At 49.3% G+C, this 25626-nt stretch carries 22 protein-coding genes; 2 read left to right on the top strand and 20 right to left on the bottom strand.

What is annotated here, in order from left to right; translation table 11 throughout:
• The first annotated feature begins 54 nt into the window (after window positions 1-54).
• Window positions 55-1776, top strand: coding sequence for a cellulase family glycosylhydrolase (locus tag NSQ57_RS25195; protein ID WP_341071434.1), 1722 nt, complete (start codon window positions 55-57; stop codon window positions 1774-1776).
• An 85-nt stretch (window positions 1777-1861) separates the two neighbouring features.
• Here NSQ57_RS25195 and NSQ57_RS25200 read toward each other — a convergent pair whose 3' ends face one another.
• Window positions 1862-3097 carry a trypsin-like peptidase domain-containing protein gene (locus NSQ57_RS25200; protein ID WP_029518925.1) on the bottom strand — a complete coding sequence of 412 codons (1236 nt, stop codon included), beginning with the start codon at window positions 3095-3097 and terminating at the stop codon, window positions 1862-1864.
• A 502-nt stretch (window positions 3098-3599) separates the two neighbouring features.
• On the opposite strand from NSQ57_RS25200, the gene NSQ57_RS25205 reads away from it, so the two are divergent.
• Window positions 3600-3806, top strand: coding sequence for a hypothetical protein (locus NSQ57_RS25205; RefSeq protein ID WP_025723164.1), 207 nt, complete (start codon window positions 3600-3602; stop codon window positions 3804-3806).
• Here the strand turns inward: NSQ57_RS25205 and NSQ57_RS25210 are convergent.
• The 19 genes from NSQ57_RS25210 to NSQ57_RS25300 all read right to left on the bottom strand — a co-directional run bounded on the left by NSQ57_RS25210 (window position 3775) and on the right by NSQ57_RS25300 (window position 25623).
• Window positions 3775-4581, bottom strand: coding sequence for an MBL fold metallo-hydrolase (locus NSQ57_RS25210; protein ID WP_029518927.1), 807 nt, complete (start codon window positions 4579-4581; stop codon window positions 3775-3777). The genes NSQ57_RS25205 and NSQ57_RS25210 overlap by 32 nt on opposite strands.
• Before the next feature lie 6 nt (window positions 4582-4587).
• Window positions 4588-5352, bottom strand: a complete 765-nt coding sequence (yycI, locus tag NSQ57_RS25215) for a two-component system regulatory protein YycI (protein ID WP_029518929.1) — start codon at window positions 5350-5352, stop codon at window positions 4588-4590.
• 18 nt (window positions 5353-5370) lie between these two features.
• Window positions 5371-6711 carry a two-component system activity regulator YycH gene (gene yycH / locus NSQ57_RS25220; RefSeq protein ID WP_342425477.1) on the bottom strand — a complete coding sequence of 447 codons (1341 nt, stop codon included), beginning with the start codon at window positions 6709-6711 and terminating at the stop codon, window positions 5371-5373.
• Window positions 6708-8537, bottom strand: coding sequence for a cell wall metabolism sensor histidine kinase WalK (walK, locus tag NSQ57_RS25225; RefSeq protein WP_342425478.1), 1830 nt, complete (start codon window positions 8535-8537; stop codon window positions 6708-6710). The genes yycH and walK overlap by 4 nt, the downstream gene beginning before the upstream one ends.
• Window positions 8534-9265 (bottom strand): response regulator YycF, encoded by a 732-nt coding sequence (yycF, locus tag NSQ57_RS25230; RefSeq protein WP_025723159.1) that lies wholly within the window; start codon window positions 9263-9265, stop codon window positions 8534-8536. Before yycF ends, walK begins: the two co-directional genes overlap by 4 nt.
• 231 nt (window positions 9266-9496) lie before the next feature.
• A complete protein-coding gene (locus tag NSQ57_RS25235; protein ID WP_340933790.1) occupies window positions 9497-11020 on the bottom strand; it encodes a M23 family metallopeptidase in 1524 nt (507 codons plus the stop codon).
• Window positions 11021-11385: 365 nt separating this feature from the next.
• A complete protein-coding gene (locus NSQ57_RS25240; protein ID WP_029518936.1) occupies window positions 11386-12042 on the bottom strand; it encodes a hypothetical protein in 657 nt (218 codons plus the stop codon).
• Window positions 12043-12189: 147 nt separating this feature from the next.
• Window positions 12190-12906, bottom strand: coding sequence for a GntR family transcriptional regulator (locus NSQ57_RS25245; RefSeq protein ID WP_029518938.1), 717 nt, complete (start codon window positions 12904-12906; stop codon window positions 12190-12192).
• 27 nt (window positions 12907-12933) lie between these two features.
• Complete coding sequence (locus NSQ57_RS25250) at window positions 12934-13941, bottom strand: CehA/McbA family metallohydrolase (RefSeq protein WP_029518939.1); 1008 nt, start codon at window positions 13939-13941, stop codon at window positions 12934-12936.
• Entirely contained in the window at window positions 13934-14401 is a 468-nt protein-coding gene (locus NSQ57_RS25255; RefSeq protein WP_029518940.1) for a hypothetical protein, read from the bottom strand. The genes NSQ57_RS25250 and NSQ57_RS25255 overlap by 8 nt, the downstream gene beginning before the upstream one ends.
• A complete protein-coding gene (locus tag NSQ57_RS25260; RefSeq protein WP_342425479.1) occupies window positions 14398-15912 on the bottom strand; it encodes a hypothetical protein in 1515 nt (504 codons plus the stop codon). The genes NSQ57_RS25255 and NSQ57_RS25260 overlap by 4 nt, the downstream gene beginning before the upstream one ends.
• 31 nt (window positions 15913-15943) lie before the next feature.
• Entirely contained in the window at window positions 15944-16786 is an 843-nt protein-coding gene (locus tag NSQ57_RS25265; protein WP_318627809.1) for an ABC transporter permease subunit, read from the bottom strand.
• A 2-nt stretch (window positions 16787-16788) separates the two neighbouring features.
• Window positions 16789-17958, bottom strand: a complete 1170-nt coding sequence (locus NSQ57_RS25270; protein ID WP_209950126.1) for an extracellular solute-binding protein — start codon at window positions 17956-17958, stop codon at window positions 16789-16791.
• A gap of 98 nt (window positions 17959-18056) precedes the next feature.
• Complete coding sequence (locus tag NSQ57_RS25275; RefSeq protein ID WP_342425480.1) at window positions 18057-19088, bottom strand: ABC transporter ATP-binding protein; 1032 nt, start codon at window positions 19086-19088, stop codon at window positions 18057-18059.
• A gap of 53 nt (window positions 19089-19141) precedes the next feature.
• The gene (locus tag NSQ57_RS25280) at window positions 19142-19966 is read right to left on the bottom strand and encodes a carbohydrate ABC transporter permease (protein ID WP_069012367.1); all 825 of its coding nucleotides are present in this window, start codon (window positions 19964-19966) and stop codon (window positions 19142-19144) included.
• A 203-nt stretch (window positions 19967-20169) separates the two neighbouring features.
• Window positions 20170-21456, bottom strand: a complete 1287-nt coding sequence (locus NSQ57_RS25285) for an adenylosuccinate synthase (protein WP_029518946.1) — start codon at window positions 21454-21456, stop codon at window positions 20170-20172.
• A 377-nt stretch (window positions 21457-21833) separates the two neighbouring features.
• The gene (gene dnaB / locus NSQ57_RS25290) at window positions 21834-23192 is read right to left on the bottom strand and encodes a replicative DNA helicase (protein WP_013373892.1); all 1359 of its coding nucleotides are present in this window, start codon (window positions 23190-23192) and stop codon (window positions 21834-21836) included.
• A gap of 2 nt (window positions 23193-23194) precedes the next feature.
• Entirely contained in the window at window positions 23195-23638 is a 444-nt protein-coding gene (gene rplI / locus NSQ57_RS25295; RefSeq protein WP_013312788.1) for a 50S ribosomal protein L9, read from the bottom strand.
• Window positions 23635-25623 (bottom strand): DHH family phosphoesterase, encoded by a 1989-nt coding sequence (locus NSQ57_RS25300; protein ID WP_342425481.1) that lies wholly within the window; start codon window positions 25621-25623, stop codon window positions 23635-23637. The genes rplI and NSQ57_RS25300 overlap by 4 nt, the downstream gene beginning before the upstream one ends.
• Window positions 25624-25626 lie beyond the last annotated feature (3 nt).

Genomic DNA, 25626 nt, shown 5'->3' on the forward strand with positions numbered 1-25626 from the left:
TGGTAGTGTTTATTAGAAAGCGCTTTCAAAAATAACTTTGTAAAGGGGCCTGTTATGTTAAAACGAAGACCCGTTTCATTACTGTCGTTGACGCTTGCCATCACCCTATTATTATCTACGTTCGCATCCGTTGCCGCTGCTGCCGAATCTGACGGACAAGCACCGCAAGCTGCGGCTGCGAGCAGCCTGCAATCGTATGTGGAAGCCATGCAGCCTGGATGGAATTTGGGAAATTCTCTGGATGCTGTCGGGGCAGATGAGACAGCCTGGGGTAATCCGCGCATTACTCAGGCGTTGATTCAGCAAATTGCTGCCCAAGGGTACAAAAGCATACGCATCCCCGTCACCTGGGATAAGCACATTGGAGCCGCACCAACCTATACCGTTGAGTCCGCCTACATGAACCGTGTGGAAGAGGTTGTTCGCTGGGCACTGGACGCCAATCTGTACGTCATGATCAATGTCCATCATGATTCATGGACGTGGGTAAGCAGTATGGAACCCAAACATGATGAGGTGCTGGCTCGCTATAACGCATTATGGACACAAATTGCCCCGCGCTTTAAAGATCAGCCTAACAAGCTAATGTTTGAAAGCATTAACGAACCTCGTTTCTCCGAAGGAGGGACTACGGATGAAGCGAAAATGAACCAGATGCTCCAGGAACTGAATATATCCTTCCACAAAATTGTCCGTGCTTCTGGCGGTAAAAATGCCACTCGTCCCCTTGTTCTGCCTGGTTTGGACACCGCACCTGCTCAGACCAAAATCAATGAGCTGTACAACACGATAACCAAGCTGAACGATCCCAACCTGATTGCCACCGTCCACTATTATGGTTATTGGCCTTTCAGTGTAAATATTGCAGGCCATACTACTTTTGATAAAGATACTAAAAACGATATCATCCAAACCTTTGATAACGTCTATAACACCTTTGTAGCCAAGGGGATTCCGGTCATTGTCGGTGAATATGGCCTGCTCGGCTTCGATAAACATACAGGCGTGATTGAACAGGGCGAAAAGCTAAAATTCTTCGAGTTTTTGACCTATTATATGAAGGAGAAGAAAATAACAGGCATACTCTGGGATAACGGCCAGCATTTTAATCGCACAACGTACAAATGGTCTGACCCTGAACTCTTTAATGTCATTAAGTCCAGCCTAAAAGGACGCTCCTCCAATGCAGACTGTGACCTCATTCACTTGAAGAAAGGCACCTCTGCTCAGGACACCAAGGTCACCTTAAACCTGAACGGCAATCAGCTGAACACACTCAGTGCTAACAGCAAGCAACTAACACAGGGCACCGACTATACGCTGAGCGGAGACATATTAACCTTCAAAGCCAGCTTGCTCACCAGCCTGACCACTTCCGGTAAATATGGGGAGAATGCCGCCATTACCGCTAAGTTTAACAAGGGGGCAGACTGGAATTTTAGAGTCGTCGTGTATGATACCCCAAAATTAAGTGCTGTCGAAGGGACTACTCAAGCCTTTACCATTCCAACAGACTTCCGTGGTAGCCAGCTTGCCACGATGGAAGCCGTGTATACGAATGGTGGTAATGCCGGTCCACAGGATTGGACACCTTATAAAGAATTTGGCAATACCTTTTCCCCTGCCTATGATGCCAATGGGATCAAGCTATTGCCTGAATTTTTTAATAGTGTAAAAGATGGTGAAGTCACGCTGAAGTTCCATTTTTGGAGCGGCGATGTGGTGACATACAAGATCACTAAGAGCGGAACCCGTGTAACGGGAACGACATCTTAATCTAAGGCGCAGCAGAAAATCGAAAAAGGCGTTCCCGGAACTAAGCCGGTGAACGCCTTTTTATAGTTAAGCCTATAATCATACCTTAGCCTTCCGGCTTATCTGTTAATTTTAACGTCATCGTTTCTTCCTTGCCTGCCCGGTAAAAAGTAACTTTCAGCTCATCGCCAATTTTCTTGTTATCGTACAAGTAGCGACGCAAATCAAGCGTAGAGTTAATCGGTTCGCTATCAAACGCTGTAATGACATCGTTCAGCTTCAAGCCAGCCTCCTTGGCAGGACCGTGGGCTTCCAGAACGACTGCTCCATTCTTCACGCTGTCCGGCAGCTTGAGCTCCTTGCGCTGAGTTTCATCCAGCGGTGCATATTCATTATTGAGATCGACCGTGTATACCCCCAGATAAGGGCGGGTGATCTTGCCGTCCTCAACCAGTTCATTCACCGTTTTCATTACCTCATTGGCGGGAATAGCGAAACCAAGTCCCTCAACACCAGTATCAGCGATTTTCATCGTATTGATGCCAATCACACGTCCGTCCAGATCGACCAGCGCGCCGCCGCTGTTTCCCTCATTAATCGCCGCATCGGTCTGGATGACATGCTGCTCCCAGTCATATACCCCATCCTGATTAATGGAAATCGGAATGATGCGATTCGTATAGCTTACTATACCGGAGGTAAGCGTATCTCCCAAGCCAAGCGGGTTGCCAATAGCAATGACCGTTTCACCCAGACGAAGTTTGCTGGAGTCGCCGATATCCGCTACTGTGCTAATGCCTTTATCGTCAACTGCCAGTACCGCGATATCACTAATGCGATCCTTCCCGATCAACTTTGCCTCTTTTCTGACACCGTCTACCGTTACAATATCCAGATCATCTGATCCTTCGACCACATGGTTATTCGTCATAATGAAGGCTTTGCCCGAACTCACTCGGAAAATGACACCCGATCCAAGCGCGGATTGTTCCGTACTTTTACCCTCTTCATCTTTCAGATTCACGATGCTAACGACGGCTGGGCGCACCTTGGCTGCCGCCTGCACAATCCGGTCATACGGGTCACCCGCTGCTTGCCGCAAGGGATAGTGACTGGCTCCGCTTACCGCTGTAGTGGAGGGCAGACCTGTAATAAAACTGAACAGAAGCACGGCAATCACTGCACTGACTGCACCGCTAATGACAGCAGCTTGCACCGGACTTACTCCACGCTTCCTGTGTGGCCAACGTCCCCGTCCTCCACGGCGTGCCTTAAATGCCATTTTTTTAGCCGCACGTGTGGATACCTTCGTTGAATAAAAATCGTCCTCAAACAAGCCCATGCTAATCCTCTCCCCTTCGTTGTCATGCACCGACACTCACTAAAAAATTAGGGCTATTCGGGCTTGCGCCAACCTATGCTACAGAGAACCTGCTCCGTTGAACATCTCAAATGGATTGAATATCCCTTATCATCGGAATCCAGCAACCAATCGTTCCGGCCTACTTATTAATCACCACAAATGGTGCCTTCCTAAGCAACCGAATCTCATAAATTAGCATACACGCCGAATCTGACTCCGAATAGAGGAAAAAAGAGGAATGATTTCCAAACCAATGGACTACAATAGTAACAAGTCTTCTATTCTATTACAAAATGATCGTCTCATAGAGACGTTCTGGCCTGTTCCCGTCCGCTTAAAGCTGCCTATACTTTCGATGAGAGCCTTCCTTCAGAAAGCTTTCCGTTGTTAGCTTTATTGTATCACAGCACTTAGCAAAACCACAGGCAGAACCAAGCTCATTGCACGCCATTTCTAAAATATTTTTTAGGAGGAATATATGATGAATTCACATCGTTCGGCTATGGATGAAGTTCGCATGGCTGCCAAGCTGGCGGATTTGAAAGACGAGCATTACCGCAATACACTGGCGCTAAGTACATTGATTGAACTACTGGTGGACAAAGGCGTAGTGACCCGTGAAGAGGTAGAACGCAAAGCCGCCGAGCTGGACAGCTTTATGGCTCACTTACCTTATCCCAAGGTGTAGGACGATCATAGTACGTATCACACAATCGAAACTCACTATCCTTGTAAAAACAGCCGCGGTCTTCCATCGCCCCACGCACAGTCAGCTTCGCAAGTTCCATCATATTGTGGTCGCGGCTCAAATGTGCCAAATACGTTCGCTTCGTCCGTCCTGTCAGCAGCTCGCTAAGAATCGCGCCCGCCATCTCATTAGATAAATGACCGATATCGCTGAGAATACGGCGCTTGATGTTCCACGGATAACGACCCATACGCAGCATTTCCACATCATGATTAGACTCCAGCACCAATACATCCGCATCTGATATCGCCTGTTTCACTTTGTCGCTGACATAGCCAAGATCGGTCGCTACACTCAGCTTCTCCGCCCCATCATAAAAGCTATATCCTACAGGCTCGGCCGCATCATGGGATATACCAAAAGACTCCACGCGTAATGATTCAAATTCCCGCGTTGCGCCTGTCTCCAATATTCTACGGTTATCATCTGCAATTTGCCCAACAGCATTGCTGATGGCAAACCATGTCTTCTCGTTAGCATATATAGGTAAATTATATTTACGCGCCATGGCGCCTAGTCCTTTAACATGATCGGAATGCTCATGCGTGACCAAAATACCATCCAACTCTTCTCCACTCAGCTCGCGTTCTTTCAGCAATTCGTCAATACGCTTCGCGCTGAGACCTGCGTCGATGAGCAATGTCGTGTCTTCGTTCCGCACTACGGTAGCGTTGCCGGTCGAACCGCTCGACAGCACGGTAAATGAAATCCCCATATCTGTTCAAGACCCTTCTGTATGTTCTGTCTTTGGACTAATGACATCTCCGTTCATCTGCACATAATACACACCTTTCCCGTTATCCAGCATAAACCGCCACACGGGGGCAGCCACCTGGCTATCGGAGTTAAAGGTCTGTCCGTAATAACCGAGCCGGATATCCTTCACAATCGTATCACGCGGCAAATAGCCGTCGATCAGCCTTGCCAGTGCTTTGGACGCAGGCAGCATTTTCTTTGCCTCATCCGAAGGCTGGAGCTCGACCTTAATTTTGCGATACCCTGTAATCTTTTGATTGCTATAAAACAGAGCCAGCTTCACATTAAATAGCGGCCATTTGCCCTGAACCAGCGGATGAAGTACAAAAGCATCTGCTTGTCCGGATGCCAATTCCTCCTGAACATCCAGCGGATCGTACTGAAAGTTATCGATATCCTTGATTTGTGGCTCCAATGCCTCCACTAGCGCATCATGGGTGAATACCAGTTTGCTATCCACTGGCTTCACCAGCTGCACACGATCATCCTTTTCTCCACTATGAACGTATGTGTAAGAAAGTTTAGGCAGCTGCGGGGTATCGCCGGGAATCGGAGCCAGCACCTGAATGCTTTTCTCTTCCATTAAACGCTGCGTATTTTCATCCAATGAAGTAAAATCCAGACTCGGCCCTGCCGTTTCCTGCGCATCATGCCACAATTGGTAACCCAATACCACATTGAGCAGCAAAAATGTACAGATCAATACGTTTTTGGCGCGGCTCCAATCCATTCCCGTTCCCCCTTCCTGTCACCTCTTTGTCTCCCGGTCTGGCTTCGTTTGTGTTGTGTTGGATGCTGTCGTTACAGGAACAGCAAGAATTTCTGCAACAGAACCGTCACCGAACGTAACGCGCCATTCAGGAGCAAGCTTCAATCCATCATTGGTCAGCTCCGGTTGATATACGGGAGTCAGATCTCGAATCGTCTTCCCTTTGCCTACAGTCTCCAGTTGCTTCTTCAAAGGCTCGCCGCCCGGCAGCATAACCTTCTTCGAGGATTGCTCTCCTCCCTTGAGATACAGCAACGAACGTTCATAGACAGAAGCCGTTTCCTGCTGGATTTGCAGCGAAATCGTACCAAAGCGGAACGATGGTGTGTCGAGCACTGGATAAGCACCATAATACTGCTGAAACATCACAGATGTACGATTTTCATCACTGCTTCTCAATTTCAGCTGATACGAAGCATCCCAACCGCCATGCTGATTCACGAAATCAACTGCGGCCAGCACATCCCTAATCGGGCTGCTTCCACCCGCTCCTGGCGCACTCGGATCGGTATAGCTCATCCAACGTTGCTCCTGCTTGATTTGCAGACTACGTTTGCTATCCGTATAAATTTGGGAGCCGTCCTTCTCCTGAATATTACGCGTAATCCCCGGATCGAAAAACAAATTCCGCTGCATTTGCTCTGTCGTAAACAATCCAGCATACACTACAGGCTGCGTAGTTTCCAGATCATCCACGGGAATGTAGTACTGATTATTCACCAGCTCGTACAACGGGGCATTTTTACCGAAATTCACATGCTGGCGGATGTCCTCTACCGTCATATCGAACTGGTTCGCCTCATACACCACATCGCCTCTGGCACTGAAAAAGAGCGCGTGTGGCTTGGCATTCTTTTCGTCTATATAGATCCAAATGCGGTTAATCGTTTCTCCCTGAAACACCGAATCCGGCGTCAGACGCATAACCCGCTCCAGTAATGAAACCGGGACTCCGCCTGAAAAGGATAATTCAATGCCTTCATTTTGGCTGCGAATCTGTGCCCAGTCCGCCGATTGAATACTTCGACGTTGAAAGTTGTTAAAGCTTCGGCTTTCCAGCCGTGTATAAATTAAATCGTAAAAAGTAACACCCGGATAAAAAACGGTATGCTTCTTATCACCTTGGTGAATTAGCATTTTATCAGGAAACACGAGGTTCTCAATCTTTTCCTCCTGCCCCATGCTTTCGGTTTTGACATAATTCGTTTCTGAAGTGAGTACAGAATCACTGCCTGGAAGGCGGTAAATCAAAAAGTAAGTCTGTACCAGGCTGGAAGCAACCAGCAAAATAAGCGTCCAGGACTTCAAACGTTCCTTCACTGTGCTTCCCTCCCTTCACTCGACATGGGTAGTGTAAAGGTCGTGCAGGTTCCCTGACCGTATTCCGACTCCAGAAAAATCTGGCCCCCATGCGCCTTTACAATTTCCCGGGCAATCGACAGTCCCAGTCCCGTGCCGCCCATATTGCGCGATCTCGCCTTGTCTACACGATAAAACCGTTCAAAAATCCGGTCCAGGTCTTTTTTGGGAATACCAATTCCGGTATCTTGTACCGAAATAGACAGCATTCCTTCACTGTTGCGGCGAGCTTCGATCCGAATACTTCCGCCATCTGGCGTATATTTCAGCGCATTGGACATCAGGTTGTCCAACACCTGCCCAATTTGGTCCCGGTCGATCACGACTTTACCGATTCCCTGCTCTACGAACATCCCTGAGCGAATGTGTTTTTGCTTCATTTGAAAAGAAAACCGATCTGCGACTTCGTCCAGCATCTCCATCACATCCGCCGGCTGCATCCGCAAAGGTGCCTCATTGGAATCAAGCCGTGACAGATGCAGCAAATCCGTAACCAACCGGATCATACGCTCTGTCTCGTTGCGGATCACGCCCACAAAACGCTCTGCAAGCTGCGGTTCAGCCATCGCGCCGTCATCCAGCGCTTCAGCGTAGCTGCGGATGGTCGTCAACGGAGTGCGCAGCTCATGGGACACATTCGCTACGAATTCCCGCCGTGTCGTCTCCATCTCCTCCTGCTCCGTCACGTCCTGGAGCACGGCAATCGTCCCCGTAATGCCGATTTCCCGCCGATGAATCGGCGTGAATGTCACACGAATGACGATGGGTTCATCCTGACCAGCTGGCTCCAGCTGCAAGAGCGTGGAGGCCGAAGAACCGCTATACAGGGCCTCGGTTTCCTCCGGGTCGATCCCCAGCAGTACCGCGATATGCCTGCCGGTCATTTCGTTCTCGTTCACGCCCAGCATGGCGCTGGCCCGACGGTTGACCAGAATGACCCGGCCATTGTCATCAGTAGCGACCACACCGTCGCTCATATTGGTCAAGATGGAGGAGAGCTTCTCCTTCTCCTCTTCATTTTGGGACAGCGCCTCACGCAGACGGCCTGTCATATAGTTAAAGGCCACGCTGAGCCTACCGATCTCATCTTCACCAAACACCGGCATCTGCTGGTCAAATTTTCCCTCGGCAACCTCTGTTGCATGGCGTGTCATCACCTTGATCGGGTGCGTAATCGTATGGGCCAATACCACGCCCAGCACAGCCGTTAACGCAAGCGCAATGAGCATACCTGAGAGAAACACATTGTTGATGCGTTTCATCGTATCGTAGAGCTCGGTCATCGAAGCGGCGATGTATACCGCGCCGACAATCTTGCCTTGGCTGATAACGGGCTTGGCAACGACCTTCTTGCGGACATTATCTTCGTCCACCATGTATTCCTCGTTATCTCGGATTCCTTGGAGTGCGCGGCTGACTACTGTCTGCGTATTTTTGCGTCCGACATAATCGGCGTGTGAACCTTGGGAAGTAATTAATACTTTCCCGCTGGCATCCAGCACCTGAATTTCCGCGCCGCTGAAATCGAATAAATTATTCACGCGTGCACGTAGACTTTCCACGCTGTCCTCTTCCATTTTGCCGTCGCTGCCACTCAGATCCTGCTCCGCCAGCACGGACAGCATCTCCGCCCGTGCTTGCAAATCCTGCGTAAAATTACTCGTGAGGGAGTTCTTCATCGAGCTGACAAAATAAACCCCTATCAGCTGCATAGCCACCAAGATAAGTAGCACATAAATAATAATCAGCTTTGCATGAATGGTACGAAAGAAAGACAGCCATTTCATGCCCGCAGGCCACCTTTGCCCCCGCTCACGATATATCCAAGGCCACGGCGTGTCAGGATGGTCTCCGGCTTGCTCGGATTCTCCTCAATCTTCTCGCGCAACCTCCGAATGGTCACATCTACTGTCCGCACATCCCCGTAGTATTCGAAGCCCCATACTGCCTGGAGCAAATGCTCCCGCGTCATGACTTTTCCAGCATTCTTCGCCATATAGTGCAATAGCTCATATTCGCGGTGCGTCAGGTCAAGCGGTGTTCCGTTTTTGTAAGCTGTATACATATCCGTATCAAAAAAGAGGTCGCCCACACGCAGCCCTTGCTTATCTTCCTGCGGTCGGCTTTCCGACGCGCCTGCCCCGCCGCGTTGCTGTCTGCGCATCTGCGCCTTCACCCGTGCCAGCAATTCCCGCGTGCTGAACGGCTTTGTTACATAATCGTCCGCGCCCAGCTCCAGCCCCAGCACTTTGTCGATTTCGCCGTCCTTAGCGGTCAGCATAATAATCGGCGTCTGGAGCTGATGCCCGCGCACCTCGCGGCATACGTCCATGCCGTCCATGCCCGGCAACATCAGGTCCAGCAGGATCAGATCAGGCTGCTGCTTGACCGCAATATCCACCGCGCTGATTCCATCGAAGGCGCAAATCACCTGATAGCCCTCTTTTTCCAAATTAAATTTCAAAATATCAGCGATGGGCTGTTCATCATCCACTACCAGAATCGTTCCTTGCATACAGCGTTCACCTCTTTTCACGGATCATCATCTATAATAACTTTCGTTTGTCAGTACCTATAAGATGCTTATTCTATTCTATCATACCCGTGCGTCATTCCATTACTTCTTCAGACCCTTTTCTTTACGCAGAAAAAAACCATGCCTGCACCTACTGTTAAGCATGCAGAAAAACATGGCCTTTCTCATTGATCCTCATAAATCATGTAACTCTCGTTATAAACATCCAACCTATCTTAAATACGTCATTGGGTTGCGTGGCGTATTATCTTTACGAATTTCAAAATGCAGATGCGTCCCGGTCGAGCGCCCTGTGTTCCCCATGACCCCGATCGACTCGCCTTGCTGAACCACCTGTCCTACATGAACGCCAATGCTGCTCAAATGCCCGTACACGGTTTGGTAGCCGTTGCCATGATCGATCATAATGACATTGCCGTATCCATTCTGCTGACCTGCAAATGATACCACGCCTTCATCTGATGCGTGAATGTCAGCACTACCGACCAAGTCGACACCCTCATGCATACGTCCCCAACGTGCGCCAAAGCTACTCGACATCGATGCGTCGGACACCGGCCAAGCAAACTGTCCTGAGCCTTCTCCTACAACCTTCGTTCCTCTAAGAACCACCTCAGTAATAGACGGCTGCAGCACCTTTTGACCGAGCCATTCCTCTTGCACGACCTCACCGTTCTCCTTGGTCAAACGATAGTCCATCTCTTTAAGACCTGCTTGTCCCGGTCTGACCACTTTGGTAACTCCTGCCTTCAGTTCATCGCTCTGACGAATCTCAACCTCAGGCTCGATGGCAATCTGTTCGACGACCTTCTCTACTGTTCGCACCGTAACCGGAGCCTTTGGAGCAGTAAGCTTCAATTCGTCCCCAATTTGCAAATACAGCTCACGCAAGCCGGGATTGTTCTGCTTAATCTCCCAAGCGGTCATATTAAATTTAGTTGCAATCGACGACAGAGAATCGCCTTCTTGCACTGTATACGTGATAGGAGCCTCACGCCCCTCAGTCAACACTTTGACTGCCTCAGTCTCCGTCAGCACCTTGTTCGGGTCTGCTTTCACAGGCTCGTACGCGATTTTCTCACGGATACTGGCAGACTCCAGCCATGCTTTAGGGGTTTTAGTACTAGCACTCGCATGGCTGCTGCCCACGGATGTTTTGCGAACCAGCCCCTTGATGCCTGTAGATGTACCCTCACCCACAGGTGTGTACTTCTTCTGTACTTGCTTTAAAGCCGCCTGTGCAGTCGCTTTGTCCTTTACAATACCAACCGTCTGTCCGTTGACCTTCACTTCTACCCCTTTGGCATACGCTGTCAGCATACCATCCAGCTTCTTCAGCGTGGCTGCGCTGTCGATATCCGCTTTATACGCCTTCTCGATGCCTGTCGTTACTGCGCTCGTATTAAGCACCATATCCACGCCGGGATACTTGTCCTTATACTGTTTGTTCTTCGTTGCGTACAGCTGCTTAAGCTGTTGCTCATTCAAGATATTTCCGACCTCGACGCCTTTTACATACACTTTATAATAAGGAACTGTGTTAGCTCCGACATACTGATTACTCGCAAAAATAAGACTCCCTGCAATCACCACACCGCCTGCCGTCCAGCTCAACCATTTTCTCCGACCGCTCAACCACTTTGCTATTTTCCCCGCTTCCACAGCAGGCTTGTCTGCAACGTTTGAGCCTTCATTCCTGCTGTCTGGTGAATCCTGCTCCCTCAAAACCTTCATGACTCTCTCCTTTTCAGCATATCTTATCTCTATATAAATGCGTTCTTTATTGGTCTTTCACACTATGAATTTAGCCTGTATTCACAAGCATCTATGATATTAGTCGCTATCTATCATTGCATAGTTGCGTAAAAGGTTTCAAAAATTTAACCTTTTCACAACACTGTTTACTTTAACATAGCCTTTACAAAGAATTCAACTACACCCCAATTACTTCCTGACACGCAAAAAAATCCGCGCATGGCGCGGATTCTACAGTCCTATTTTGAGCATAAGCATTGCCCATGAATTCATCTAGACAAACTAACCCATTTCGCTCTATATCTTGTTCATTGGAAGTCGCTTATTGGATTTTTGTAAAATACTTATTTAAGCAAAGCCATCAGCTTGTTATATTCCTCTTTGGTCAAATACTTCGCAAGCACCTGCTGAATATCCTGAAGCTCCTGCTCAGTGAGACCGCCTTCCATCGCGGCTGATATTTTCTGCATCTCCTCCGGCGGCAGCTTATTCATCAGAATTGCAAAAATTTCCTGTTTCTGTGCAGCCGGTAAGTTGTTCTTCTTCTCTGTCAAATGGTCGGGCGTAATCACTAAATCATGGCCTTCAATACTCGTTTCGGGTGTAGTTGTACCTTCTGCCTGCTTCCGTGACTCGTTGCCTGATGTTCCGGCCGACACAGCCCCCTTCTGAGATACCTTGCCATTGGCTGCGCCACCTGCCTCACTTCCGCTTTCTTCTAAGCCCTGTCCCATGACAGGCAACGCATCATCAGGCGGTGTTACACTTCCCGAGCCACTTCCTGTCGTCTTGTTCTTCCCCGTGTCTGTGCTTGGGTCAGTGCCCGCGCTGCCTTTTAGCCAACCCAATCCCCATATGGGCTGTTGATCAAGCTGAATGTTAAACTGCCGTAGCAGCGATTGAACATAAGCATTAACGACTACACCTGTCACTGCCAGCGTTAGTGCGCTAACCAACACGACCGTCATTCCTTTTTTGAGCAGCCATCCAAGCCACCTCATATCCCGTTACCTCCTTATACGCATCCTGCCATTTGTGTATCATCATGAAGTGCATATAGATCAGTATTGACGAGATATGACGATTTTTAACCCATGAAATATGTAAAACTAGCACCATTCAATAGGAGATGCCACATTCTAATTGAATTAGCGTGTACGACGCACCCAGAAACGAAAAATGTCACTGCGGACATAATCGAGGGAATACAGCACCTGCCTGTTCATTTCATCATAGTGAAGCTGCTTCAATAGTAATACCGTAGCCTGCGGATGCTTCAGCAGACGTGTCATATGTGCGTCGTCATAGTTTGGAACGGTAAGCTCGGAATAGGCTCCAACAATTCGTACCCCCGCCTTGAACTCAAGACTCTGAAAAAGCGAGCCTGAAAAAGAGTCATCTTCCAAAATGGGAGCGGCTAATTTCTCTGGCATCCAGTTTATAGAGTGGGCTACAGCCTCTCCGTTGGCAGTACGTGTACGCTCTAGAGCAATCATGGGCTCATGCTCGGAAAATCTCATCTGTTCGGCAATATCAGGAGGACAAACCGAAATTCTCTGAATGGATTCCAGCTGCTCGTCTTCCCGTAGCCCTGCCGAACGAATCATGTCCCCGATGCTGTACAGGCGGTCCAGCGAGCTTGGAATACTCGGTAGCGGGCAAGTCGCAAACGTGCCACTCCCGTGTTTTACTAGTAACTTACCTTCCGATTCCAGTTGGCGAATAGCTCCCCGTAGCGTCGTACGCGAGACACGAAACGATTGGGAAAGTGCAGTTTCCGACGGCAGCCGATCCCCCGGACCCATTTGATTAACCTTCATATATTCTTCTATACGCCGCTTTATGTTCTCTTGTTTTGTTGACACCGTCCGAAGCCCAGCCTTTCTATTGTGTTAAGCCATATAAATCGGATTCGTAAAAGCAATCATCATCACGCAGTCTTCCATGCAGCCGTAAAGCTCCGCTCGTATCCAGCCCTTTCCTAGCGGGTCTTGCAATGACAGCGTATATTCTCCTGTTTGGGCAGGGATCTGAATCTCCGAGCATATGCCTTGACTACTTGTCAGCAGAAGACGAAGATTCTGAGGCTTGAGATTATAATGGGCTGCTCTTGCTTCTACATTCAATTGAACCGTCACAGATAGTGGATCCTCTACAGTCAGCTCTATACATTCGCCGATGTGATAACGATGTTCTCTGCCCTTAATCTGCGCCCACATCGTCAGTAGCGGTCCCATCGTAACTGACACTGAACCGTGGCGAATCGCCTCAACTGCCCGGCCTTCTAAACCTTCTCGCTCTTCTGCTTCATCATGAACTCCCAGATATGTAACAGCCGGAAGTGAATCATCCGGTTTAGATACATGCCAGTCCCGACCGCTTACGGCAGTGATGCGATACCCCTGATTCAACAAATCGGTCCACATGGCAAACGCCCGCTGGCTATCCCGCTTAATAGATGGCATCAGCGTTGACCAGACCTCTATATAATCCACCTCGTGCCAATCCTGAATCGTGTACTCCCAAAAGCACCCCGTACAGATCGGACTTCCGATCCTGAACGGATGGGCAATCCCTGCAATGCCTCCCTGCTCATGCACCTGCCGAATCCCCTCATGAATGTCATCTGGCCCCAGCACACGCCAGTCGATAAAGCGGTCAACCCCAAGCGTCAGCATATGCCCGTAAAAGGTCGTCCACTCCATCCCTGAAATGATCGGGAGACCGAACTGCCGCTGAACCCCTTCCTGATCCGCAAGTGCCGATTGCGTGTTGTGATCCGTCATAGCGATGCATTCAAGTCCCAGATCCACTGCGCTTTGAACAAGCTCCTCCAGCGTGTGCTTGCCGTCGCTGTGAAGCGTATGGGTGTGAAGCTCAGCTGGAATCCATTTAAGCATATGCTGCTTCCTCCCCCAATACATGAATTTGGTAGGCAAGCGTCTCGGTCACAACGGCATGCAGACTGACCGTAATCCGCCACATGCCCGCCGGATGATCTCCTGCAAGGAACCCCGGCGAAGCCGCAGACGAACCGAGCCAATGCTCCTGCTGCATCTCGGGACGGTGCGCATTTCCCCGGTGACGGACAGGATCATCGACAGACAGCGTTAATAAATTTTGCAGCGGTATATACTTCTTCCATAGATCGGATGAATGCCCCGGCTCGTCGTATCCGTATTTGCACATGCTTTCCTCAATGATTCCTCGTGCTTGCTCTTGATCCTCCAATAACTTGGGCGTGTAAGAGAAGTGAATACGAATCGTTTCAGTCGGCTGCGGAATATGGAAGGAGTACGTAATATGGCTCTGGGTGCAGGTTCTATCGACCGTTCCCTCCACATACAGCAGCCTGCTCATGAATGCCCATCCTGGCTGGACGGTTCATCCACAACTTGCTTCACCATATCATTCACAGGATGTCCTTCATCACCCGACACGTCTTTGTCGGCTGTCCATAAAACACCTACGGGTTGAAGCCGCGTCAGCTCAATCACCCGGTCTGTATGAATACCTGGAAACTGCGGGAGATTATCCTCGTTTAACGTAAAGGCACACAGTCCAGCCACTTCCATGCTGTCCGCACCGCCTTCCAGCAATACGGCTCTAATTTCAGCTATATCCTCAAGCACAGCCTCTCCAGATAGCTTGACCGTGGTAGAAAAATGTGACTCTGCCCCCTCATAAGCGGCTCTAAACTCCCCGAGTCTCAGATCATGGTGGCATGATGAATACCACTGCTCCGAGCCGTGAAGACGAAGCTGGATATCGACGCATGCATCTTCCTCGCGCCGATTGAAGCCCGGCCTGAATCCTGGAGACGATTCTCTGCCTGAATCCCGTAAGGGACGTTTGGAAGTCTGGATAAACACATAGCTACGCTGGTGTGCAAGTGCAATGGAAGACGCTTGTGACGGCATTTCCAGCTCCTGCTGACGTTCCATCTCCCACCCAGTGACCTGATAGACAAAAGGAAAACGGCTCATGACCGCCTCACGCGGCTCTTCCTCTGGTTTCCACTGGAAAGCAGGCGGCAGCATAAAACGATAGTCCGATGAAATGTCATCCTTAAAGTTTCCATTGGTTGTTGCGGATTGGAGAACAGGATGGCCACCCAGATCATAACTGCCATTAAACGCAGTCGTAATATGATGTGCCCTCTGGAAAACAGCTTCCAGGACATTGCCCCCTGCATCTAGCTCGACGCGGTACATCCATTCGATATCGGTGGTTCTTCCCCATTTGCTCATAAGCAGCGGCGCGGGCGTTCCCTCATCTTCATGGCTGAACATCATCTGGTATTCGATGACCGTCTTCCCCTCGTTCACTTCTATGGAATAGAACAAAACAAGTGGTGTATCCGTAAAGCGATTCTCATAGGGATGTGACAGATTGCGGCCATATAAAAGCGGGGTATGGCGATAAATCAGTGATCTTGGAGAGGAATCAGCCACGCAGCGCAGTTCAACCCCGTCAATCCATGCTCGAGATACAAGCGGAGCCGATTCCAGTTCGCGGAATTCAGCATAGACCTCGTAATCGCCTTCTTTTAGGTATCCCAACAAACGGGTATACACTCCCTGACTGCTGCCATAGTACAAAATGACATCCTGATTATAGGCTTCATTCAGGTAGAGGCGTACGAAGGCAGATTCTCGATCTGTCGCAGCCCAGTCACTGTCTGATCTGGCGAACAGATCAAGCTCCGCGTATCCGTCTTCTGGCATGGAGAACCTAAACCGGAACCCGTTTCCCGGGCTGAGCTCAACCTCCGCTTTGTGTAAGGCAATCCGATAACCGCAATCCAGCAAATCCTTTTCCCACACTCGCCCACTAAACCCGGTAATTTGTACCTCTGCTTGGCTATTCATCCCTGTAACCTCCTTAGTGTATGACGGCAGTCTAGCTGGCATCCGCATCCTTCACCATTGTCCGAATATAAAAGTAGCCCATAAAAGAACACAGTAAAAACATAAATACTGCCATTGCGCTGGCCGTATGCGTCTCCTGATAGCTGGAAAACACCTGCTGCATCGCAACACCCAACACTTGTGGTGAGTTGGCACCGATCAGGAAGGGAGCCGTAAAGCTGCCCATGATTCCCATGAAAATGAAGGTCACCGCAACCCACATCGTTTTATAGGAAAGGGGTAAAATAAAGCGACCAAACAGCTGCATCGTGCTGGCCCCAGCATCTCTGGCACTTTCGACGACAGCGTTTGGAATGCTGGCAAGTGCCGAGCTGAGCAGCATGGTTGCGAACGGAATGTTGAACCACAAATTAGCCAGCACTAGCCCTTTGTAGTCATAAATAATCCTCGGAATCGTTTCAATGCCGAGCGGCAGCAAAAGACGTGCAGCCCAACCGTGATTACCATACATGGTAATGATCGCATACGTTGCAATTACACCGGGAACAAACATCGGAATAAAATACAACCGGCCTATCCACTTCACGACAACCCCTTTGCCGAATCTTAGATAAATCGCCAAAGCATAGCTGATGACCAGAGTAAGGGCCGTCGAGACTAACGTGACATTAATCGTATACATGATATTTCTACGCATGGCAGGTTCCGTGAACAGCCGAATATAATTGGCCAACCCGTAGCCCGTTCCATACTGATCAATCAAACTTTCCTTCACGGCATAGAGAATCGGAATAATAACGACGACCAGCAAAATGAGAAAAGACGGGATGACCAGGGCAAGCCCCAGCATCCCCCTTCTTGACAATGAACTCATGATCAACCGCCCGCTACTTCACTTTGCCAGCGTTTGTAGATTTCCTGCTGAAGCTCTCCGCTGTTAAAGCTGCGGTATCCAGAAGATACACTGTTGAATTTCTCTTGCAGCTCCGTTGGCATCAGATTCCACTTAATCCCCGGGTAGCCGTACATTTTATTAATAACCACCGTTTGCGCTTCAGGCGTCAGTATATAATTCAAGAATTCCTGAGTGGCTCCTTTTTTGGAGGAGAGCGAAGGAACCATCAGATAAGAAGGGCCTCCTGTAAAAGCAGGGTCGATCTGTGTCAGCTTCACCGTGTCTGGAAGTAGCCCTTTAGCCAGCTGCTCGAGCGCCATATCAGACCAGGCTGGAACCATATCAACCTCTCCACTCGCCAAAATATCAAGCGTGCCTTGGTTCTTCTTAGGATAGACTCCTTTTTGGTACATTGAAGGGCCCAGCTCCTTGAGCAGTGAGAAGCCTTGATCCCATTTCTTCATATTTGCCGGATCATCACTGTTCATCGCCTCTGGCGGAAGGAAATTATAGATCACCGTGTTCACAAACGAGCTGCCTGACCCACCCGTAGACGGATCGTTATAAGCAAACTTGCCCGGATGCTGGCGAATCCACGTGTACAGCTCGTCGGCTGTTTTCGGAGGCGTCGCTACTTTTGCACTATTATAGGCAAGGACAACCGAAGAGGCACGGTATGGAATGGCCTGATTGTTGACTTGCTTGAGATACGTTTCATCCACATTCTTCAAATTTGGAACCTTGGCGGCGTCTACCGTTTCCCACAGTTTCTCGCCTACCCCTTTGGTGATGTCATCCAGACTGCCTTCGTACAGGTCGATATCGGTATCGGTTTGTCCACTTTTCTTGGCTGCAATCAGACGATCCAGTGTAGATGCACCTCCGGTTCCTGCTGGCAAATACACCAGTTTGACCTTAACGTGATCATTTTTAGCTTCAAAGTCCTTGATTAACGTTTCCCACAGCTCTTTGACGTTCAGAGACCCTCCAGTGTACAAGGAAATCTCCGTCGTTCCCGTAGCGGCCCCCGCTTTTGTAGACTTGGCTTCCCCTGTAGCCGTGGCGGCATTACCGCCGTTACCACAACCAGCCAACAACGATAAACTAAGTACCCCTGCCAAAACCAGACCCATATTCTTTTTCCCAAACACGTTGTTGCCTCCTTTAGATAGTTGCACAAGTTCGCAGCATCATCAGATGATGCGTTCGTGACGGACATTGATGCGATATAGAGGTTGATCGTGAATCTTCACTGTGCTGCTGGAAAAGTAACTATTTTACTGAAGCTGAATCTGATGTGCTCTCCACTGCGCAGCTCGGCCGCTCGTTCACGCGGCACAAACATTTTCAGATGATGGGTACCGCTATCCAGCGAAACTTCCGCATAATGCCCTAGAATCATCACTTGTCTGATTGTTCCGGCTAGAGAACCATTTTCTTCCGTCGTCAGAACAATATCCTCTGGTCTTACACCAACCATGGATTCACCTGTGTATTCATGCTCTTGTGCAAACGGTATTCCGCTCACAGAGACACTGCGACCTGTGCTCACCCCCTTTAATAAATTGATACGGCCAATAAAACCCGCTACAAAAAGGGACTGTGGCTTGTCATAAATCTCCTGCGGCGAAGAAAGTTGCTCAATCCGGCCCGTATTCATAACGACGATTCGGTCGGAAATGGACAGCGCCTCCTCCTGATCATGGGTGACGAACACCATCGTCATTCCTGTCTGGGTCTGAATATCACGCAGCTCCTCTCTCATCTCCATGCGCAATTTGGCATCAAGCGCGGAAAAAGGCTCGTCCAGCAGCAATACATCAGGCTTTAGCAGCAAAGCCCGAGCGAGTGCTACCCGCTGCTGCTGACCTCCCGAGAGCTGTCCCGGCGTTTTACGCTCTGCGCTCTCTAGCCGAACCAGCGCTAGCGCTTCCTTCACCTGACGGTCAATTTCTGTCTTCTTCACCTTTCGAATCTTCAACCCGAAAGCCAGGTTGTCATACACGGTCATATGCGGCCACAAATTATAGCTTTGGAACACCATAGCCGTCGGACGTTTTTCGGGCGGCAGCTTGAGTACGCTTTTACCCTGAATCTGAATGTCGCCACTGTCCGGGTCCAAAAAACCGCCAATGGAGCGAAGCACGGTTGTTTTACCACAGCCGGAAGGTCCCAGCAGTGTCACCAGCTCTCCCTTCATCACGTCAAGTGAAATGCCTTTGACTCCGTCTCCTGTCTTGAAGCGCTTGGTTAACTCTTGAATGGATAATTGAATGGGCATTAGTTTAGGCTCCCTTTTCAGGATTTTGTAAACTCCTCTTTTGACCAATTACGTTACTTCACCTGAAATCCGCCTGCCAGGACATCCGCACTTACAAAACGCTTGGCTGCCAATAGCAGAATGATCGTTGGCAGGGTAAGAATGACTGAGAAAACAGCACCTGTTGTGCTCGGATAATCAGCAATGATGGAATACATGATGACTGGCATTGTTTTATAGTCCGGCGTTCCGACAAGAAGTGTCCCCTGTGCTTCATCCAGTGAAGCAAGAAAGGTAAAGATGGAGGCAACCACAATGCCGGGCAGCGCCATAGGAAAGGTGATTTTCCAGAACACCCGAAAGGGTCCGGCTCCAGCATCCCGCGCCGACTCCTCCTGTGCACGATGTACGCTGCGGAAGGCAGAGGATGGAATCCAGGTCATATACATGAGTGTGTTTACCATATGGATGAGCACAATGCCTGCAAAAGTGTTCATCAACCCGAATTGGTAGAACAGTACGGCAATGGACACATACAAACCCATTTTCGGAAAAGCATGTGTAAGCAGGAATGAGAAAAGAAACCACTTACTGAGCGGGAAAGAAATTCGTGCAAAGGCATAAGCAGCAGGAATACATACGATAATGGAGCAGACCGTAACGGTAATCGCAATCAGGAAGGATAGGGAAATCGAGCTGACTACATCATCCTGGGTAAGTACAAACTTCCACCATTCCAGTGACAAGCTCTGCGGGAGCGGTGCAGGATACTGCCATTTTCCTGAAACCGCCAAGAGGAGGAGATTGGTCAGAGGCCCCAGGAAAAAGATGACGAAAATGATAAGCACGATGAATTCAACAATTTTGCGTGTGCCGAGTGAGCGAAGATACCAGTTCATAATTCATCCCTCTCAAGACGTCTAGACGTCCAAATCTCTTTTCTATTTGGATTATAGAGAGGGTTTGTTATCACAAATCGACAAGGAAGATAAGATTATGTAAAGGGAAAGATACCATTTAACACTTCACAGAATAAAAAAAGAGAGAGGCTGCTAACAGCCTCTCTCTTTGAACATGTATTAATAGCTATATCATTCTTGTCCTACAAATAAATCGGAAGCACCTGATTCGTTTGATCACGATTACGCCCAACCGAGAAAATAGCAATTGGGATACCTGTCAGATCAGACACGCGTTGTACGTAATTGCGTGTAGTCTCAGGCAGTTCCTCCAGCGTTTTCACGCCAGTGATGTCTTCGCTCCAACCTGGCATTTCTTCATATACCGCTTCGCACTCCGCCAGCATTTTCAGGCTAGCCGGATAATGCGTAATCACCTCACCGCGGTACTTGTAACCTGTGCAAATTTTCACCGTTTTCAGGCCAGTCAATACGTCCAGCGAGTTCAGGGAAAGACCCGTTAATCCACTGACACGACGGGCATGGCGCACAACGACGCTGTCAAACCAGCCTACACGACGAGCACGACCTGTAACCGTACCGTACTCATGACCTGTTTCACGAATGTAATCGCCGACTTCATCGTTCAGCTCAGTTGGGAAGGGTCCATCGCCAACACGAGTTGTATACGATTTAGCTACACCGATGACTTGTTGAATCTTGGATGGTCCCACACCGGAACCAATACATACGCCGCCAGCCGACGGGTTGGAGGACGTAACGTAAGGATACGTACCTTGGTCGATATCAAGCATAACGCCTTGCGCACCTTCAAACAGTACCTTTTGATTTGCGTCAATTGCATCATTCAACACGACAGATGTATCTCCTACATAAGGACGGATAAATTCAGCATATTCCAGATACTGTTTTAGTATTGCTTCTACATCCAATGGCTCGCCGCCATATACTTGTTCAATCACTTGATTTTTTTCTTTCGTTTGATGGCGCAGCTTCTTTTCGAATTCCTCTGCATCCAGCAAATCAGCAATACGAATACCGTTACGTGCAGCTTTATCCATATAAGCAGGGCCGATCCCTTTACGGGTAGTACCAATTTTGTTAGGACCTTTGCGGTCTTCTTCCAGCACATCCAGCGTCATATGGTACGGCATAATCACATGTGCGCGGTCACTAATGACCAGATTTTTTGTGGAAAAGCCATTATCATGAATGTAAGTAATTTCTTCAATAAGAGCGGCTGGATTTACGACCATGCCGTTGCCAATAACACACTTTTTATCTTCATAAAAAACGCCGGATGGAATCAGGCTCAGCTTGTACTTTTTACCGTCAATGAGAATCGTATGACCAGCATTGTTTCCGCCTTGGTAACGGGCCACTACTTCAGCGCTTTCCGCCAGATAGTCCGTGATTTTACCTTTGCCTTCGTCTCCCCATTGTGTTCCCACAACGACTACAGTTGACATGTTTCATTCCTCCGTGGAGTGCCCACAGACACTCTGATTTTGAGCTGACACACTACGCATATCCGACTTCAACCGCCTGAGCGAGCAGATATGGAGCGCTCTCGGACAGCAGGAAAAAACGTCCGTCGCAGACATTCCGTAGGTTCGGAAAGCCCCGGGCGTAATGTTCTCCCCACTGCGTTGAAGCAGCACTATAAGTGTAACAGCACCATTTTTTAAAGTCAAATAAAAAGCGAACATTATATTACATGAAAATAGTATTGTTCGTAATTGAGAGTTTCATTCCTTATATGAAAATATGTGAATTCTATAAAAAAGGACCCCTTCGAGATCGCGAAATCCGCGTCGAAAGAGCCTTTTTTAATGATACTAATATGTTATCCGGCGAACGCATCCGAATGGGCACGCTCGTAATTAGCGAATTTATTATAATTTTTGAGAAAGACCAACTCTACCGTACCGACCGGGCCGTTACGCTGCTTGGCAATGATAATCTCAATAATATTCTTCTTTTCTGTTTCCTGATTATAGTAATCATCCCGGTACAGAAACGCCACGATATCAGCATCCTGCTCGATAGAACCCGATTCCCGCAAGTCACTCATCATCGGCCGCTTGTCTTGACGCTGCTCCACACCCCGGCTCAGCTGGGAGAGGGCAATTACAGGCACTTCAAGTTCACGAGCGATTTGCTTCAATGTCCGTGAGATTTCAGATACCTCCTGCTGCCGGTTCTCGCCTGCTTTGCCTCGTCCGTGAATAAGCTGCAAGTAGTCGATTACGATCATACCCAGTCCCTTTTCCGCCTTGAGACGGCGGCATTTGGCACGGATATCCGCCACAGTGATGCCGGGTGTATCATCGATATAGATTTCCGCCTCTGACAAGGCTGCAATGCCCATCGTCAGCTTCGCCCAATCGTCGTCGCCTTTAAACTCACCTGTCCGCATGACGTTCGCGTCCAGATTGGCCTCGGCACAAATCATCCGCTGCACGAGCTGAGCGGCCGACATCTCCAGACTGAAGATGGCTACTGTCTCCTTTGCCCGAACCGCAACGTTTTGCGCAATATTCAGAGCAAACGCTGTTTTACCTACGGATGGACGGGCGGCCACAATGATCAAGTCATTGCGCTGGAACCCCGCCGTCATCTTGTCCAAATCAACAAACCCGGACGGAATCCCAGTCGTATTGCCCTTGTTCTGATGCAGCAATTCAACGCGGTCAAACACTTCCATCACGACATCGCGGATGGCAATAAAACCACTACCTGAGCGCCCGTTGGATATCTCCATAATCTTGCGCTCAGCATCGCTCAGCATACCAGCGACATCCTCGCCACTGCTATAGCCTTCGCTCACAATCTGCGTAGCTGCACGAATCAAGCGACGAAGCATCGCTTTTTCTTCAATGATCTGGGCATAGTAATCTACGTTAGCCGCTGTTGGCACCCCGTGAGCCAGCTTCGCCAGATAACTGACACCACCGATATCCTCTAGCTGTCCCTTGTCCTGAATTTTCGAGGTCAGCGTAACCAAGTCAATCGGCTGTCCGGATTCACCCAGCTCAATCATTGCTTCGTAAATCATCTGATGAGCCTTATCATAAAAGTCCTCGGTCTGCACCCGCTCCATTGCGGTAATCAGTGCTTCAGACTGGAGCAAAATAGACCCGATAACCGCCTGTTCAGCCTCCAGATTTTGCGGAGGAATCCGATCAAAAAATTCGCCGCCCATAATTATTCTTCAGTCACCTGTACTTTCAGCGTAGCTTTGACCTCAGGATGAAGCTTAACGGTCATTTGAGTCACGCCCAACGTACGAATCGGTTCTTCCAGCTCAATTTTGCGTTTGTCCAGCTTGATACCAGTTTTAGCTACTGCCTCCGCGATTTGCTTGCTTGTAATCGCGCCGAACAGTCGTCCACCTTCACCAGCCTTCGCCTTGAGCTGAACCGTTGTCTCTTCCAGCTTTTTGCCGAGCGCTTGCGCCTCTTCCTTTTCCTCTTGCTTGCGCTTTTCCTCAGCAGCATTCTGGTTTTCCAGCGTCTTCATATTTCCTTCTGTCGCTGGACGGGCAACACCACGCGGCAACAGGAAATTCGCTGCATAACCGTCCGACACTTCCTTAATTTGCCCCTTCTTGCCTTGGCCCTTCATATCTTTAATGAATATCACTTTCATTCAAATAACCCCTCTTCCCCATCAATTTCGGCCAGCACGTCGACCACTCTGCGCTTAGCTTCCTCCAGCGGGCAATCCAGCTGAACCGCCGCATTCGTCAGATGTCCTCCGCCGCCTAGCCGTTCCATGACGACCTGTACGTTCATGCGTCCGAGTGAACGGGCGCTGATCCCCACCAGGCCGTCAGGACGTTCACTGACCACAAAGGAGGCCAGTACATCCGTCATATTGAGTAATGAATCCGCCACCTGAGCAATCAGGAGCTGCGGTATTTTCTGTCCGGGCTCAGTTACCGCAATTGCGATATGCCCATATATCATTTTAGCATGCTTAATAATTTCCGCCTTAGCAATATATTCATCCAAGTCCTCTTTTAACATGCGCTGGATCATAACTGTATCTGCTCCGCTACGCCGTAAAAAGCCGGCTGCCTCGAATGTACGCGAGCCTGTATGCAGGGAAAAATGCTTGGTATCCACCGTAATCCCTGCCAGCAGTGATGTTGCCTCCAGCGGTGTCAGTTGGACCTTCTCATGAATATATTGCAGCAGCTCGGTCACCAGCTCACAGGCCGATGACGCATAGGGCTCCAAGTAGATCAGAACCGAATCGTTAATAAATTCCTCGCCCCGACGATGATGGTCAACAACAACCACCCGACTAGCTGTCTGCACCAGACGCGGCTCAATCGTCATGGAGGCCTTGTGCGTGTCCACCACGACCAGCAGACTGTGCTCAGTCATCAGCTGGAGCGACTGCTCTGGTGTCATGAGCGCTTGCGATAGATTCTCATCCTTGTTTACCTGCTCCATCATTCGGTCGATAGACGGATTGGATTTATCGAGTACGATATGTGCCTCTACATTGTAAAGTGCCGCAGCCTTCCACACACCGATGGCAGCTCCCACCGCATCCATGTCCGGTATTTTGTGTCCCATGATCAGCACGCGGTCGCTCTCCTGCATCAGATCACGCAACGCATGTGCAATCACTCGGGCACGTACTCTGGTACGCTTCTCGACAGCATTGGACTTGCCTCCGTAAAAGGACAGGCGTTGTCCCGCCTTCACTGCTGCCTGATCGCCCCCACGTCCAAGCGCCATATCCAGACTGGATTGGGCCAGCTCGCCTAGCTCCTTGATGCTCTCTGCACCGAAGGACAAGCCAATACTCAGTGTCATCGGTACTTTCAAATCCGCCGTCATTTCCCTTACGGTATCCAGAATGACGAATCGACTCTGCTCCAGCTCCTGAAGTGCTTTATGGTTTAGCATAATGAGATAACGCTCAGAAGATAATCGACGCAAATAAATATTGTACTGATTAGCCCAGGATGTAATCTCACTTGACACCTTCGCAATAAGCGCGGTGCGTTGCTGATCGTCCATCCCCTGAGCAGCCTCGTCCATATTATCGAGCATGACGATACCGAGCGCCAATCGCTCGTTTTCATACTGCTTGCGTAGCACCGCCAAATCCGTTACTTCATACAAATATATCAGACGCTCATCGGGCACGATCAGAAACTGATAATGACGCTCATCATGCTGTAGCTCCACCTTCAGCTCACGAGCAGGCTCCTTTGTTTCCTTTTTGGTGCTTAGGGCACCTGCGAGTTGAGGAAACAAATCTTGAAGAGACTCACCAATTAGCGATTGCTCCTCGAACATCTCCCCGGCAAACCGATTGTGCCATTCTACCGTTCGATTTTCACTGTATAAAATGATGCCGAACGGCAATGTACTAATCGCTTCCCCTTCCACCCGCTTGATCCGGAAGGAAAGACCGCTGATATATTGATTCAGTTCCCGACGAAAATCCAATTCCGTCTTCAGCATCAGCCCGCCGAGCAAGAATGATAGCAGCAGTCCCATCACACCCAGTTCCCAGTTGTACATGGAAATACATATGACAAGCACCAGCAGCAGTAAAAACGCCCAGACCGTCTGATAGCCGTGCCAGCGTTTTTGTAGAAATTTAGGCATGAC

It is taken from the genome of Paenibacillus sp. FSL L8-0502 (assembly GCF_038593055.1).
In the GTDB taxonomy this organism is placed as follows: domain Bacteria; phylum Bacillota; class Bacilli; order Paenibacillales; family Paenibacillaceae; genus Paenibacillus; species Paenibacillus polymyxa_D.